We start from the raw sequence: 14,780 nt of genomic DNA on the forward strand, positions 1-14,780 counted from the left end.
TAAGAAAAGCCCCACAATCATTAGACTTCTTGTCTAACAATTGTAGGGCACTTCAACCTGTCGGGCGCTTGTCATTTAATTTTATTGTGCCGTATACCCGCCATCTACCACAAACTCAGAGCCTGTGGCGAATTTCGATTCGTTAGAGGCCAAGTAAACGCAGATCCAGGCAATGTCATCTGGTTCGCCTAAATGGCCCATTGGGGTTTTCGTGCGATCAGACATTTGGGCCTCCGCACCGGGGATCTTGTCTACTAACGGTGTTTTAATGTAGCCAGGGTGAACGGTATTGACCCGCACGCCGTAATCTTTCAAAGCACAGTCCACTGCTGCTGATTTCGACATTAAGCGCACAGCCCCTTTTGAGGCATTGTACGCACCTAAATTAGGATCGCCAATGAAGCCTTCAATTGAAGACATATTAATAATGGATGCGCCTAAATGCTTATTTTTCATGCGTTGAATGGCTAAGCGCGTGCCGTAGAAAACCCCATCCAAGTTAATGGCTAATAGATCATGCCACATTTCAGTGGTGGTGTCTTCAATGGAAGCCGTCCAACCCACACCGGCATTGTTGACCAAGGTGCTCACTGGCCCGTAAGACTTTTCAGCTTCATCGAATAAGGCTGTCCAGCCAGCTTCATCTGAAGCGTCATGTTTAATGTAACGAATGACATCTGGGCCACCAATTTTCTGAGCGGCTGCTTCCCCGACATCAGCGTGCCGGCCTGTAATGACCACTTTGGCACCTTCTGCGACGAATTTTTGCGCAATGGCAAAGCCGATTCCAAACGTCCCACCTGTAACAATTGCAACTTTTCCATCTAAACGATGACTCATTTAAATCAACTCCTAGACTATTTTTTAGCGCTGGTGTCTCATGTAACGCCAGTCAACCGTGTATCTGAATTTGAAGCACATCCCTAGCATAGCACATTTTGAAACGCTTTCATTAAAAATCCCTCATAATTGGATAAACAATATCCATTATGAGGATTGTGTGTTATGAAAACTGAGCAAGCACTGTTTTCATTTAAAAAGCGCTGTTCGGCAGCGTCAATTTCCACTCGTGAAACAGATTGCAAGTTGAAGTCGCGGCATCACCTTGACTGAGTGGCCGTTCCATTTCAATTTACTGGTCTTATGTGAAGTACCGGCTAAGGTTATTAAAATAATAAATTACTTTTCATACAAATTCAATATAAAGTGGCGGCGGTGTTGTACCCGAAACCACATAACTGTATTACTCAAGTGGCAAAAAAATCATGAGCCCCACATACTCTTTTTAAGATATAAAAGTAGCATTATTTTTATTGAAACTGACTTACATTTCTGAAATATAAAAAAGAGCACCGTTTTTGCCTTCAAAAACGTGCCCTTTGCGCCACACCGTTTTCCAACGCTGCGCTTGGATCATCCCTGCCAGTTGCCCGCCAGCCTTACTCAGCTGAACAACATTTCCATCCTATCATTGATGACAACCGGCTTCAAGCCTTGTCGCGCTTACAACCATTGATGGGCTTTAGCCACTTGCACAGCTGCTAACCGACTGTGTACGCCAAGCTTGCTAAACACAGCTGACAAATAATTGCGCACCGTCCCATCTGATAAAAATAACTGGGCGGCAATGGCTTTGGTGGTGCCCCCTTGCGCCGCGACTTGCAGCACTTCGGTTTCTCTTTTTGACAAGGGGTTCTGTTCACTGGATAACATATTGACCACCAGCTCAGGCGCATACAGTGTTTGGCCAGCAACCACGCGTCGAATCGCCGTGATCAATTGATCACTTGGGCTATCTTTTAGCAAATAGCCGGCTACATCCGCCTGTACCGCCCGTTCAAAATACGTTTTTTGAGCAAACGTGGTTAAAATCATCACCTTGCCGGCATAGTGCTGCTGTTTCAAAGCGTCGGCTACATCTAAACCGGTTAACTGCGGCATTTCAATATCCAAAATCACCACTGCGGGCTGTAAGGCCAAAATCTCAGTGAGTGCGGTTTGACCGTCAGTCGCCGTCCCTACCACCTGCAAATCGTCTTCCAACCCTAATAACTGTGCCAAAGCCGTATTTAATAGGCTTTGATCTTCTGCTAAATAAAGTGTGATCATTTTTGCTCCCCTTTCGGCAACGTTAGCGTTAATAAGGTGCCAATATGATTTGTGCCAATGTTAAACGTGCCGTTTACAGCAGCTAAACGACTTTGCATATTTTGTAAGCCGTTGCTACCGAAACGCTGATAGCGCTGGCCATTGCCGTCATCCTGCACGAAAACCTGATAATCAGCTGGTGTTTCCATAAACCGCAGCGTTACCTGACTGGCGTGCGCATGCCGCATAACATTGGTTAAGGCTTCGCGCAAAACAGCCGCTAAAATCCCTTGTACCGCAGTTGGCCACTGAGCAGCAGCTGTTTCACCAACCGTTTCTAAAAGCACATTCGCAGCGGCCAACGCCTTACTTTGCGCTAGCAATAGTTCGCTTAAAGAAGGCTCGTGTAACCCTTTCACGATTTCCCGTACCAGTTGCAGATCTTGCCGGCTGGTGCGCGCAATATCATCTAATTCCGCCGTCACTTGTTCCGGCGCTTTGACTAGCAATTTCTTTGCCAGTTCCGTTTTGATTGCAATCAATGAAAAGCTTTGGCCTAACGTATCATGTAGGTCGCGGGCGATTCGTTCCCGTTCATCCCGTTGAATAATGGCTTCTAACCGGCGATTGGTTTGCCGCATGGCCCGGATTTGAAAAACTTGCCGTGCAAAATAATAGGATAAAAAAGGCGATAGAATGGGAAACACCCAGCCAACCGTGGTGGTGGCCGTTAAGGTGACTGGTCGCGTCAGTAAGCTTAGGCCTAAAATCAACCCGTACCCGCCTAAAAAGGCCCAAAATCGTTTTTGCGACTGCGGACTACGGGCCAACAAAAAGGGCACTTGCCAGGCTACAAAAATCAGCAACCATGCATTGCCTGCAAACCAAGCAAATAACGCTGTCACACCAAGCTCCGCTGGCAAAGCGAACCGCCGCCACCGTGGTTTGCTGGTGACCAAAATGTAAAGGCCTAAAAAAAACACGCCTAATAATAACCAGCCCCAATCCTGCCATTGTCGCGCCGGCAAATAGGCCAGCATGGTATACGGCCAATAAATCAACCAAATATAACTAGTCCAAGCTAAGCCTTTCACTCGTTTAACCCATTGCTGTTTGATCTGTGCCATGTTAACCTCATCTTTTTTAAATAACGTTGGCCGTACCCGACGGCCCCTAAGCCTAAAAGCCAGCTTAACAGCCCGATCCAATGTTGCCACGCAAACGGCTGTGCTAATACGATAGCATCCAGCAGTCTTTTTGTAAAATACGGCGGCAACAATCGACCAACCCCCTGCGCCCAATGTGGCAACATGGCAAAGGGCCACCACAGCCCCGTTAAAATCGCCCCGGGAAAAGTGAGTAAATTACTGGCCAGGTTTAAGGTTTCTTCTCGGTTCAGCCTGCTTAACCCGTACCCGATCAACAGTAAGGGCACTTCGCCTAACCCTGCAACCAGAACCAATGCGGCCCACTGCACAGCCGTTAACGTCACCTGATTGAGCACCACTGCTAAACCGCCTAGCACCCCCACCGTTAACCCAGTAATCAGTAAAAACAGCGTGGTCATGGTGATCCGATAAGGTCCTAAGCCACTAGGCGTTAACCGTAAACGCGCTTGATAGCCAGTTTTGCGATCACGTAACAGCATTATTGCCAGACCAAAATTAGCGCTGATCAATCCACTATACACGATCATACTGGTTAAATAACGCTTGGCAAATTGTGGCGTGCTAGGTGTATCGGACATTACCCGGGTAAATAAAATGTAAAACCCCGCTGGCATTAAAATGGAAAAAAATAAAAAAGGCAAATTGCGTTTCAATTGCCGTTGCCCATCAAATAAGAGCTGTTGTGTGACAATTTTCATTTTGACGCCTCCGTTTGCGTGAGTTGAGTCAACATTGTGGCTAACGAGTCATGGGTGATTGTGACTTGGCGTAGCGCGTTAAGGTGTGGTGCTAACGCCTGCAACGTGGCTGTTTCATCCGAACTGATCAGTTGGAGCCCATTAGTAGTAGCCTGAACAGTTTGCACCCCGGCCAACTGGGCAAATTGCCCCGCTGGTAAATCGGTTTGAAAGGTGATCTCTGTTCGCGGCTGAGCCGCTTGTAACTGTGCCAGCGACCCATCAAAAACAAACCGCCCGGCTTGCATGATCAAAAACCGTTGCGCCACAGCCTGTAACGCGGTTAAATCATGACTGGTGATAATAATCGTGATGCCACGGGCTTGTAATGCGCGCATTTGTTGCCAAAAAGCCGCTTGCACCATAACATCCATGCCCACCGTCGGCTCATCCAGTAACAATAAGCGCGGCCGGCCTACAAGCGCTGTTAGCAATGACACCCGCCGTAACTGGCCGCCTGACAATTGGGTCAACCGCCGGTGGGCCAAGTCCGTTAACCCTGCTTCAGCTAATAACGTCGCCGGCGCCAACGCCTGCGGATAATAAGCCGCTAAATCCGTTAATAAATCTAAAACCGTCACCCCAGGCAACACCAAATCGCCTTGGCGCATAATGCCTAGCTGGGCTTTGGCTTGCCGACTGCCAGGTGCCGCCCCAAAAATGGTTAACTGCCCTTGGGCCGGTAACAACCCCAACAACAGGTTTAACAACGTCGTTTTCCCGGCACCGTTGGCCCCAATCAGGCCAATGAGTTCGCCAGTTTGCACGGTGAAATCGATGCCTTTTAAAACAGGGTGCTTTGGATAAGCAAACTGTAGCTCAGTCGCTTGAATCAGTGTGGTCATGAACATCCCTCCATGTCCTTAGCTTACCAACTTCATCCATCCCCCCTCTAGTTCCGAATGTCATGTTTGGCTATGACAAATGTCACAAAAAAACAGCTTGTCAGGGAACAACAAGCTGCTTCAGCACTTTTTAACTTAAAGGGCCTTCATCCACCCGATTGTAATAAGCCACTTCCACGGTTTCTGGCGTCACCAACAATTTGGTCACTGCGCCATTACGGGGAATTTGGGCCACATCATAATGCCCTTGACCATACTTTGCCACAATACTGCTCATCGCTGCCCCGTGGCTCACCAGCAACACCTGGGACCCTGGCCGCTGATGCTGCCGCAAATAATCAAACCCAGCATCGGTGCGCTGCCAGTATTCCGCATTATTTTCTGCTTGATGCGTGGGATCAGTGGCTTTAATGCGATCTTTTAATTGAGTGATCGTATACTTTTGAATCAACTCTGGATAAGTGGCCAATTTGGCCTCACCACTAACCATTGGCCAAACTTCTTGCGCCGGCATGCCCTCATAAGAGCCAAAAAAGACTTCCCGAAAATAAGTCAGCTCTTGCGGCTGTTTCAGCGCAGACGCTTGATTAGCTTGCAAAATCATTTGCGCTGTATGCCGGGCCCGCATGGTGTCACTACAATAGGCCTGATCAAAATGGATCTGGGCCAAACGCTGCCCAGTTTGTTGGGCGTCTAAAATCCCTTGTTGCGTTAACGGCGAATCCGACCACCCTTGCACATGGCGATACGTGTTGAAATAAGTTTGACCATGCCGCACAAAATAAACTGTAATGGCTGCCAATGTGTCATCCCCTTACCTTTGTTACCGTTATTTTAACAGATTATGCCGCATTTTTAGCTTTTGCTCCTAAATAATCACTTAGCAACATGGCACCGATCACCAGCAATGTATAGCGGGGCAAGGCAGTTACCGTGCCATCATGCCACAGACTCATCAATAAGGTTAACCCGCTAATGGCCACATAATACCCACCGCTAAACAAACCACTAGCAGTGCCAATAACCGCCTCAAAGCCCAATAAAGCCCGCTGCAATACCACTGGTAAGGCGAGATTCAAGCCACAAAAGGTTACAAAAATGCCACCAACTAAAGCTGGCCAAACGTGGGCGAAAGCCACCATTTCTAGGGCGCCACCGCCGGCTAACCACAACCCCCAACGAATCAGCTGTGCTGGGGCAACTTTGACGCTTAACTGATTGGTCAACCATGCTCCTAACACACTGGCACCAGCCAGTACCAAGCCCAGACTGCCATACTGAACGGCTGAAAAACCAAAATGCGTTTGAAAAATAAACGGTGCTTCAGCATAATAACTGAATAAAATCCCGTTAATGCCACTGATCAAGCTACCTGCTAGCCAAACTTGAGGACTGCAAACCAGCCGCCACAACACATGATACCAAGGTACCGTACTGGCTGAGGCCGCCAAGCCACGGGTTTCAGGCAACCGCCGCCAGGTCAGCACCAGTAGCACGCTGGCCATACACACCAACGCTACAAAGACACTTTGATAATGACCAGAATAAGTTTGCAAAGCGCCGCCAATTATCGGGCCTAACGCTGGCGACAGCGCCATGGCAGCACTGACTTGGGCAAAAACTTGCGCCCCACGCACCCCTTGAAAAGACTCACGCATAATGGTTTGGGTCACCACAGAACCAGTGGCAGCCCCAAAAGCTTGCACCAACCGTGCCACTAAAAACCAAGTAACATTTGGTGCCAGTAGCAAGCCCAAATTGCCCAGTGCGTAAACAACAATGCCCCAACACATGGCCACCCGCCGACCACGACGATCTGACAACCAACCCCACAATAGCACGCCACCAGCAAAGCCAATAAAATAAAAGCTCATGGCCAACTGACTGGTCGCCGCTGACACCCGAAATGCTTGACTCAGTGCTGGTAACACCGGGGTGAAAATCGATTCACTAATTTGCGGGAACCCAACTAATACAATTAATAACAAAACAGATGGTACTTTATTTTGGACGTTTTTCACGTAATTCGCTCCTTTGATTTAATTTACGGAAGAACGCCCTTGACCACTTACGGTAACACAAGCAATAAACTGTACGTAAACAGACATCTTTTCCACCCCTTTCATAAGCTTTTATCATACCGGAAGCCAACTGATCTGGCAAATGAGCAAACAAAAAGGAGCAAGCACACACTTGCTCCTTTCGACTACCGCAACTGCAAGTCCTGATTATAAAATTGTGGGTAAGCGGCGTAACAGGCAATTACGCTGCCTAAGCTGGTGGCACCTAACAACATAAAGGTGACCATGATCTGGTACATAATGGCTTCAACTCATTAGCTCTCTAGAGCATCTATCCCCCAAAATGGAATATACTTGATAAATTTACGACCTGCATTTGGATCATATGGTTTTATCATTTTAGCATTTATTGCGTTAGAAATTGCTTTGGAAATTGCTGCACTATCGCGCGTTGTCAGTCGAAATCATTCTCTCAGTGAAGTATTGTTAATTTGTTCATCTGCAACATATTTTAAGCACGCGTGCCAATAAATTGATTGATTTTTCTCAGTGACGCTCATTTCGCTAAATTTTTTGGGGCCATGCAGTGTTACAACAGTAGATTCTGCAGACTGTGCCTTAATATTCATTGCAGGTAAATCTGCTATTTCCAATGCATTGACAACCTTATCAATACCTGAGCCCCTAGATTCAACAATGTGAAAACTTCCAAGTAAGTTTGCTAATTCATCATTTCTTGATTTAGGCTTAAAGTCTAAAAACCGACGTGGATCAATTAATGGTGTACCAGGATTAGAGATTTCGATTCTAGAATCAAATATTTCTACAAAAGGACGACTGCCTGTGATTGTGAAATCTTGATGTACGAGTGCATTTGCAACTAATTCACGAATTGCAATTTGAGGGAATATTGGAACATCTATGCGACTTCCTTTAGAATAATCCTCAGTAAACGGTAATTGAGCCATAATGCTTTTAATAAGGTTATCAAAACTAACTGCAATACCCATTGTTCCTTTTCTATCAGAAACTGCATTGCTTAAGGGCTGATTACCAGCATACTTTGTTACTCTGATTGTCCTTGATTGCAGCTGCGGAAAGTCTTTCATGTTACGCGCCAAAGTATATGCACCTAAATTTGTAATATTATATTTGTTTCCTGTCTGAACTAATACTTTATCATTAACAAGTACATCAATCACTTCTTCAATATTTGTATCCCGCAACTGTCTTTTTTGTATATAAAAGCCAATATCAAGTAATTGTTGTACTTCTTCAAATGAAAGATCAACACAGGCAAATTCTAACTCAAATTTTGAAGCTTCAAACGACTGCCATAATCTTCTCTCTTTTTCCGGGAAACTTACTAACGGTTTATTTGACGTTCCTATTCTGATAAATTCTTTTCCACTATATTTTATTGGACGCGTTACATGTGTGACATCAATTACTAATACCACTATTTTCTTTTCTTGTATTCTAAATTTATCCCAAGACAAATTTAATTTAGGATCGACAAATGATTCAACTTTATTGATTAATGGCATGTTTGTTTTAGCAGAAGTTTTTGATAAGTACGGATCAAACTTAGTTCCAACGATTTCTTTCGTAATATCCTTCACTCCCCAAATCAAATAAGCCGCTGGGTTATTGGTTAACAACGCAGAATTGCCTAATGCTGAAACATATTCACCTATCTTATCGGCTTCATGTAACGCATTTTCTTTAAAATCAAGAATCTCTGATTCATCATGAGATTGAATTAAATTTAAAAGTTCTTCTTCTGTCATTATGCTCTCCTCTTTTTCTCAAACAAAAACAAATTCGCCCAATTCCTTGTGTACCAAGGTCTCCCTTTTTTCCAAATTAAAAACAGTTGTATTTCAGTTGCAAAGTCTTTAGTTTATTATACATAAAAAAAGTGACCTCCTTTTTAGAAAGAAAGTCACTTCTGTTTTATAGAATAAAAAATATAATTTAACGTAATTGTAAATCGTGGTTATAAAACTGCGGATAGGCTGCATAACAGGCAATCACACTGCCTAAGCTGGTAGCGCCAAGCAGCATAAAGGTGACCATGATCTGGTACATAATGGCCTTAGTAGGGTCGACCCCGGCGAAAATCAAGCCGGACATCATCCCTGGCAAACTGACCAGCCCCACAGTTTTCGCGGAATCCACCGTTGGCGCCATGCCGGTACGAATGGCCGTACGCACGATCACAATTGAAGCCTGTTTCAAATCAGCACCTAAGGCCAAGCGTTCTAATACGGCTTGGCGCTGGTCGTGAAAACTGGTATTCAAGCTGCGATAACACAAGCCTGTAGCCACCATGACATTCGAGGCGATCATCCCGGTGATCGGCACTACCTGGCTAGGCACAAAGGCAATGGCGTGAGCGCCAACCAATAACAACAAGGTTAAAATCGTCGCCGTGGCAATCGCGGCTAAACTAATAACAAATGCATGGGGAATCCCGTTGGCCCGACCGCGAGCATTCCAAGCCGCATTTAACATAATGATTGCGACCATGAGTAGCGTCAGCCAAACCCGATCCACTTTAATAATGTAGGTTAACACGTAGCCCACAACTGTGAGCTGAATCACGGCTCGGATCACGCCAACAAGCACATCTTTTTCCAAACCAATGTGCTCTTTAAAATTAATGGCTAACGCTACCGCGACTAAAATAATCGCAAACGTTAACGCGGTGGGACTGACAATTAAATTATTTTGCATCAGCGCTGACCTCCAATCGGCCGGCCACCACCTGTAACAATCGGCTAGCAGCCGCAATCTCCCCTTCATCGTGGGTCACAGAAATCACTGTGATACCGCGTTGGTTCATGGTGTTGATCAACCGGTGAACGATTGCCTTAGTTGTCCCGTCTAAACCAGTGGTAATTTCATCTAGCAGCAAGACTTTCGGTGGAAACAGCAAATTACGAATTAACGCCACCCGTTGTTTCTCCCCACCTGACAAACTAGTAATCGCCTTGGTCAACATGCTAGCTGTCAAGTCAACTGATTCTAGGGCCTCGGTAGCCTTAGTGTCATCAAACGCCTGCTTGCGAATGTCAAACGGAAACGCTAAATTATCCCGCACCGTTTCTCCAAATAAACTGGGCTGCTGGAAACAATAGGACACTTCCCGGCGATACGTAATTTTGTCGTAGCTGGCTTGTGCTTGCCCGTTGTACCACAACTCACCGCTAGTTGGCGTCAGTAACGTGGCCAATACCCGTAGCAAGGTACTTTTCCCGGAACCCGAGGGCCCTGCCAGCGTCACAAACTCCCCAGGTTGAATCGTTAAATCGATCTGTTGTAAAATTTGTTGGTCGTCAACTTTGTATCCGACCTGCTTCAATTCGAAAATAGGCGTCAAAACACCGCCTCCTTTGTGAGTGATTATCATCATCATAGCCTAAGTTTCAGTTTTGTGCAATCGCTTACAAACACGGGAAACAGCGGGTTTTGGCCTTAATTAATACGCTTATCAAACCAATCAGAGGTGACCCAAATGACCCGCAATGAACTACTAACTTATTGTCGTAACGAATACAACGCCATCAGCGACCACCCGTTTAAACGCCTACCAGACGCCACGGCTATTCGCCACGCCAACAATCGCAAATGGTTCGGTCTGGTGTTTCAAGTCCCAGCCGCCAAACTGGGGCTCCCGGAAACGGCCAACATTGAACTGCTCAATCTTAAAATTGCGCCAGAACTAAATTCACTGCTGCAAACCCAGCCTGGTTTCTTGCCAGCCTATCACATGTCCAAAGAACACTGGCTTAGTGTGCAATTAGCCCAGTTTAAAACAGTAAACGCAATTGCTGATTTGATCGATCAAAGTTTTCAGGCAACACGCTAAATTAGCCTTTGAAATTTTAGGCATTTTTGTGGTATGCTAAACAAAATCATTTATAAAAAGTGCGTATAATTGATCAGCATGTCGACAGTTTTTCTGCCGGCGTGCTGTTTTTTTATGCTCAGAAAGGTGTTTTTAGTTTGGCATTTAAACAACGTTTATCGCACACCTTGTTCTACGATTATCCGTGAACTTGCTGTAATGTGCCGATCCACTTTTTCACTTAATGAATCAAATCAAATATCCAAATTTGATTGCAACGGGTATTTGTTATGCCAGCTGATCTGGTGCCAACACCAGCGCTTCGACCAACGTCACGATTGCATTTTCGTCGAGCTGGTCCAGATAAGCTTCACCAGAAAGTTTGGCAGTGCCATAATCGACGATCAGTGAAAAAGCTGCCTCGGCTAAAAACTCGGCCGGTATTACTTTCAAAATACCAGCAGTTTGATACTGCGCGAATAACTTAAATAAACGCGTAAAGACGGCACTTTCGGCAATTGACGGCAGGCTGTGCCGCAGATTGGGTTGGGCCCGAAACGCGGCAATGATTTGAAGCGACGTGGGTTGATCATCAGCGAACAATAGCACGGCTTTAATCATTGCCCGAAGCTGTTGACGCGGTGCCAAATCGAGGTTCAACACTGGCAGTAGCACATTGGTCAAACGCTTTTGATGATAGGCAAATACGCCTAGGATCAAGGCTTCTTTACTTTTAAAATAGGAATAAATGTTGGATTGGGCGCCACCCATCCGCTGCGCCACCTTCGTTGTCGAAGTACCAGCAATCCCCACTTCGATGATCAGTTCAGTAGCGGCTTCAATAATTTGTAGGCGAACGGCTTCATTTTTTGTTTTCATAACCTGATTATACCTGTTGACAAGAGATAAGTCTATCGCTATACTGTACGGCATAAGCGATAGTGTTATCGCTAAAAATATTACTGTAAGCGATAATCGGTAAATAGCTCAAGTTAAAATGGAGGCTTTCCAATATGAAAACATGGTTTATTACAGGCGCTACCGGTGGTTTAGCTACTTCTGTTGTGCGTGAACTGCTGCAACGTGGCGATCGGGTGGCAGCAACCACCCATCGTGAAGGGGCGTTGTCTGACTTAAAAGCACAATATGGTGATCAGCTTTGGGAAGCGACAATGAATCTTAAAGATGACCAGGCGGTTCAACAGGTCGTTGCGCAGGCTTTCGCCGACCTTGGCACCATTGACGTCTTAATGAATAACGCGGCGTATGGCTTATACGGTGCCGTAGAAAGTATTAGCGCCAAACAGGTTGCAGATATTTTTGCAGTTAATTTGTTCGGTTCGTTAAGTACGGCCCGGGCTTTTATGCCTTATTTTCGGCAACAAAAACATGGCCAGATCGTTCAAATTTCTAGCATGGCGGGTGCCTATGCCACGCAAGCCATGGGCCTGTACAGTGCTTCAAAATGGGCAGTAGAAGCCGCGTTTGAAGCAATGGCCGCTGAAGTAGCACCGTTTAATGTACAGATAACACTCGTCGAGCCTGGTGGGATCCGCACGCGTTTTGTATCCGGCAACGGTGCCTTTGGGGCTGATCTGCCTGCCTATCATAATACGCCGGTTGACCAAATCACCCATTACATCAAAGGTGACCTCCCAGAAGCGGACAGCAATACTTATCTTAAAATGATTGCCGGCGACCCCCAGAAAATGGCCCATCAAATTATCAACCGGGTCGAAGCCGGTGGCGGTGCCTTACGCATGGCCTTGGGCAGCGATGCCTATAAGAAGATCCACATCGCCTTATCAGACCGTTTAAAGGCGCTTGATGCCCAAAAAGCGCTTGCTGATTCAACCGATGCGGCCGATTATCAAGGCTAGCTACGTTTAAGCCATTTTTTCACGCAAATGATGGCAAAAAATACAGACTGCAACGTGTTCACTACAAGCTAACGGGAAGCACTTCACTGAACCGCCTTGACAGATAACCAATCGTCAAGGCGGTTATTTGGTGTTTTTTAATTCGCCGCACATAAAAAGCAGCTAAGCCATTGAGGCACTAGCTGCTTTCAAAATTAATCATTAACGCAACGCCCATTTTGAACGTTATTCCGTGACTTGTTGTAATTCCGCTAGCTCAGCGGCCGTTGGGTAGGCCTTTTGGGTGCCGCGGCGCGTCACTGTAACCGCCGCATACGCATTGGCATGTTGCAAGGCGGTTGGCACGTCTTCGCCTTGGGTGTAGTAATGGGCAAAGCTGCCAATAAAGGAATCGCCGGCCCCAGTGGTATCGATTGCCTTGACTTTTTTACCCGGTACGATCTCGGCGTGGCCTTTAGTGACCCACAGCGCACCTTTGCTGCCTAAGGTAATGATCAAATTGCCGACGCCTAAATCGATCAAATGATTAGCGGCGGCTTGAATTTCATCTAAGTTGCCAGTTGGCATGCCGGTTAAAGTGGCCAGTTCCGTTTCATTTGGCGTAAAGAAGGCTACTTTTGAAACATAGTCAATGTTCAAATGATCATTGGCTGGTGCCGGATTTAAGAGCACTGGCACATTATATTTCAAACCAAGGTCAATGGCATGGTAATTGGTTGCCAACGCAATTTCTTGTTGGAGCACGATCAATTTGGAATCCTTGATCAAATCAATTTTCTCATCTAAAACGGCAGGTGTTAGTTGTTCGTTGGCCCCTTTGATGATCAAAATCCGGTTGTCCCCTGTTGGATCCACGAAAATTGGCGCCACACCGCTACTGCCTTTCCCCACGCCAATGCCCTCTGGCCGAATGCCGTTTTCCCGATAGTTGTCCAGCTGTTGTTGACCAAAACTGTCATCCCCCACCATGGTGATGAAGTTCACATCCGAACCTAACCGCGCTGCGGCAATCGCCTGATTAGCGCCTTTGCCCCCAAAACCCATTTCAAATTCTGGTGCTTCCAGAGTTTCACCTTGCACCGGCATGCGGCCAACATAAGTGGTGAGTTCAAACATATTTGAACCGATTACGGTAATATCTGCCATGCTGAAATTCCCCCTTATTTCTCTAATCCTGTGGTCACGCTAAAGCTGCGTTTTTCTTGTGGTTTTAACATGATCAACGTGCCAGCTTTGGTGGCTGCTGCTTTGCCTTCTGGCGTACTAGTGCCTGGTAAGGCAAAGGCCGCCACTTGTTGGTCCGCGTTGAATAAGATCCAGCGGGTGACAATTGGGAACTGGGCCGTTTTAAAAGTCGTCAGGAAGTTGTGTTGGTCGTTTAAATGTAACCGGAATTCTGCTTGGTCTGTGAATTGGGTCAAGTTTTGAGAGAAGAACACAATTTCTGGATCATAATGATTTGGATCATCTAAATCATTGATCAGCTTGCCACTGGCTTTCAGCGCATCGTTATAAGCGGACCATTCTGGTGTTGGATGAACGTGAGCGGGCACCGTTTGACGTAATTGGAACGCTTCATCTGGCAAGTTTTGCTCGATATGGCCATTTTCTGCGTAGGCGTAATTCATATGGCACATGTATTGCAATGGCATGGGTTGGTAATTGGACAAGTTGGTCACGCTTAAATGAATGTCAAACAAGCCAGAATCGGCGCGCATCATTACAGCTGGTTCGCTTAAATAATGGTCGCCAAAGCCTTTCACATATTCGAAATCAGCGTGAATCGTTAACGTGTCATCGGCAATGGTCAAGTAAGCGTGATCCATTTTGCTAGTTGGAAATTCGCCGTGCAACTGATAATCGTCTTCTGGTGCTGGCGTGCCGTTGCCTAATAAACCAGAGGTAAATTGAAAACAACCGTAAGTGTCCGCAATCCCAGGCCCTGGCAAGGGTTGTGAGAACATGTCTTTCATTTTCAAGGAAATGCCTTCGAAAATCGCATCCCAAATGATCAAGCCCTTAAACGGCAACACCACTAAATGGCCTTTGCTGTTGTCTAACCGCAGCCCTTCAACCCCGGAAGGATAGGTGAAGGTCGTGGCTTTAAAATGATCATCTTCATAAACCACAAATTCAGCGTGGCTAAACATAGCATGATTTAAATTGATTTTTTTCATCATTCTGACT

General features: G+C 46.1%; 15 protein-coding genes and 1 pseudogene. 2 read left to right on the plus strand and 14 right to left on the minus strand.

Features of this window, described 5'->3' with window-relative positions; translation table 11 throughout:
* Positions 1-81: 81 nt before the first annotated feature.
* The 11 genes and pseudogenes from FC07_RS02130 to FC07_RS02175 all read right to left on the minus strand — a co-directional run bounded on the left by FC07_RS02130 (position 82) and on the right by FC07_RS02175 (position 10,245).
* Complete coding sequence (locus tag FC07_RS02130; RefSeq protein ID WP_057903486.1) at positions 82-840, minus strand: NADP-dependent (R)-specific alcohol dehydrogenase; 759 nt, start codon at positions 838-840, stop codon at positions 82-84.
* A 663-nt stretch (positions 841-1,503) separates the two neighbouring features.
* Positions 1,504-2,109: a response regulator transcription factor gene (locus FC07_RS02135; protein WP_057903487.1), complete on the minus strand. Its 606-nt coding sequence runs from the start codon at positions 2,107-2,109 to the stop codon at positions 1,504-1,506.
* Positions 2,106-3,215, minus strand: coding sequence for a sensor histidine kinase (locus FC07_RS02140; protein WP_057903488.1), 1,110 nt, complete (start codon positions 3,213-3,215; stop codon positions 2,106-2,108). Before FC07_RS02140 ends, FC07_RS02135 begins: the two co-directional genes overlap by 4 nt.
* Positions 3,179-3,955, minus strand: a complete 777-nt coding sequence (locus FC07_RS02145; RefSeq protein ID WP_057903489.1) for an ABC transporter permease — start codon at positions 3,953-3,955, stop codon at positions 3,179-3,181. Before FC07_RS02145 ends, FC07_RS02140 begins: the two co-directional genes overlap by 37 nt.
* Positions 3,952-4,839 (minus strand): ABC transporter ATP-binding protein, encoded by an 888-nt coding sequence (locus FC07_RS02150; protein ID WP_057903490.1) that lies wholly within the window; start codon positions 4,837-4,839, stop codon positions 3,952-3,954. Before FC07_RS02150 ends, FC07_RS02145 begins: the two co-directional genes overlap by 4 nt.
* Positions 4,840-4,969: 130 nt before the next feature.
* Positions 4,970-5,641, minus strand: a complete 672-nt coding sequence (locus FC07_RS02155) for a histidine phosphatase family protein (protein WP_057903491.1) — start codon at positions 5,639-5,641, stop codon at positions 4,970-4,972.
* Between the two features lie 40 nt (positions 5,642-5,681).
* Positions 5,682-6,860: a multidrug effflux MFS transporter gene (locus tag FC07_RS02160; protein ID WP_057903492.1), complete on the minus strand. Its 1,179-nt coding sequence runs from the start codon at positions 6,858-6,860 to the stop codon at positions 5,682-5,684.
* Positions 6,861-7,045: 185 nt separating this feature from the next.
* Positions 7,046-7,168, minus strand: a pseudogene (locus FC07_RS15780) (ABC transporter permease); the annotation flags it as partial.
* A gap of 156 nt (positions 7,169-7,324) precedes the next feature.
* Positions 7,325-8,650, minus strand: a complete 1,326-nt coding sequence (locus tag FC07_RS16140; protein ID WP_057903493.1) for an ATP-binding protein — start codon at positions 8,648-8,650, stop codon at positions 7,325-7,327.
* Positions 8,651-8,837: 187 nt separating this feature from the next.
* A complete protein-coding gene (locus FC07_RS02170) occupies positions 8,838-9,599 on the minus strand; it encodes an ABC transporter permease (RefSeq protein WP_057903494.1) in 762 nt (253 codons plus the stop codon).
* Complete coding sequence (locus tag FC07_RS02175) at positions 9,589-10,245, minus strand: ABC transporter ATP-binding protein (protein ID WP_420814195.1); 657 nt, start codon at positions 10,243-10,245, stop codon at positions 9,589-9,591. The genes FC07_RS02170 and FC07_RS02175 overlap by 11 nt, the downstream gene beginning before the upstream one ends.
* 135 nt (positions 10,246-10,380) lie before the next feature.
* Here FC07_RS02175 and FC07_RS02180 point away from each other — a divergent pair, with 135 nt between their 5' ends.
* Complete coding sequence (locus FC07_RS02180; protein ID WP_057903495.1) at positions 10,381-10,734, plus strand: MmcQ/YjbR family DNA-binding protein; 354 nt, start codon at positions 10,381-10,383, stop codon at positions 10,732-10,734.
* A 267-nt stretch (positions 10,735-11,001) separates the two neighbouring features.
* On the opposite strand, the gene FC07_RS02185 is transcribed toward FC07_RS02180, so the two are convergent.
* Positions 11,002-11,592 (minus strand): TetR/AcrR family transcriptional regulator, encoded by a 591-nt coding sequence (locus tag FC07_RS02185; protein ID WP_057903496.1) that lies wholly within the window; start codon positions 11,590-11,592, stop codon positions 11,002-11,004.
* Positions 11,593-11,726: 134 nt separating this feature from the next.
* On the opposite strand from FC07_RS02185, the gene FC07_RS02190 reads away from it, so the two are divergent.
* Positions 11,727-12,593: an SDR family oxidoreductase gene (locus FC07_RS02190; protein ID WP_057903497.1), complete on the plus strand. Its 867-nt coding sequence runs from the start codon at positions 11,727-11,729 to the stop codon at positions 12,591-12,593.
* A gap of 225 nt (positions 12,594-12,818) precedes the next feature.
* Here FC07_RS02190 and rbsK read toward each other — a convergent pair whose 3' ends face one another.
* Positions 12,819-13,739 (minus strand): ribokinase, encoded by a 921-nt coding sequence (gene rbsK, locus FC07_RS02195; protein ID WP_057903498.1) that lies wholly within the window; start codon positions 13,737-13,739, stop codon positions 12,819-12,821.
* Between the two features lie 14 nt (positions 13,740-13,753).
* Positions 13,754-14,770 carry an aldose 1-epimerase family protein gene (locus FC07_RS02200; RefSeq protein WP_057903511.1) on the minus strand — a complete coding sequence of 339 codons (1,017 nt, stop codon included), beginning with the start codon at positions 14,768-14,770 and terminating at the stop codon, positions 13,754-13,756.
* Positions 14,771-14,780: the final 10 nt, after the last annotated feature.

This window comes from Loigolactobacillus bifermentans DSM 20003 (assembly GCF_001434575.1).
Classification (GTDB): Bacteria; Bacillota; Bacilli; order Lactobacillales; family Lactobacillaceae; genus Loigolactobacillus; species Loigolactobacillus bifermentans.

Coding starts and splice junctions, on each gene's coding strand:
- FC07_RS02130 (WP_057903486.1), bottom strand. CDS start 840: ATGAGTCATCGTTTAGATGGAAAAGTTGCAATTGTTACAGGTGGGACG.
- FC07_RS02135 (WP_057903487.1), bottom strand. CDS start 2,109: ATGATCACACTTTATTTAGCAGAAGATCAAAGCCTATTAAATACGGCT.
- FC07_RS02140 (WP_057903488.1), bottom strand. CDS start 3,215: ATGGCACAGATCAAACAGCAATGGGTTAAACGAGTGAAAGGCTTAGCT.
- FC07_RS02145 (WP_057903489.1), bottom strand. CDS start 3,955: ATGAAAATTGTCACACAACAGCTCTTATTTGATGGGCAACGGCAATTG.
- FC07_RS02150 (WP_057903490.1), bottom strand. CDS start 4,839: ATGACCACACTGATTCAAGCGACTGAGCTACAGTTTGCTTATCCAAAG.
- FC07_RS16140 (WP_057903493.1), bottom strand. CDS start 8,650: ATGACAGAAGAAGAACTTTTAAATTTAATTCAATCTCATGATGAATCA.
- FC07_RS02170 (WP_057903494.1), bottom strand. CDS start 9,599: ATGCAAAATAATTTAATTGTCAGTCCCACCGCGTTAACGTTTGCGATT.
- FC07_RS02180 (WP_057903495.1), top strand. CDS start 10,381: ATGACCCGCAATGAACTACTAACTTATTGTCGTAACGAATACAACGCC.
- FC07_RS02185 (WP_057903496.1), bottom strand. CDS start 11,592: ATGAAAACAAAAAATGAAGCCGTTCGCCTACAAATTATTGAAGCCGCT.
- FC07_RS02190 (WP_057903497.1), top strand. CDS start 11,727: ATGAAAACATGGTTTATTACAGGCGCTACCGGTGGTTTAGCTACTTCT.
- rbsK (WP_057903498.1), bottom strand. CDS start 13,739: ATGGCAGATATTACCGTAATCGGTTCAAATATGTTTGAACTCACCACT.
- FC07_RS02200 (WP_057903511.1), bottom strand. CDS start 14,770: ATGAAAAAAATCAATTTAAATCATGCTATGTTTAGCCACGCTGAATTT.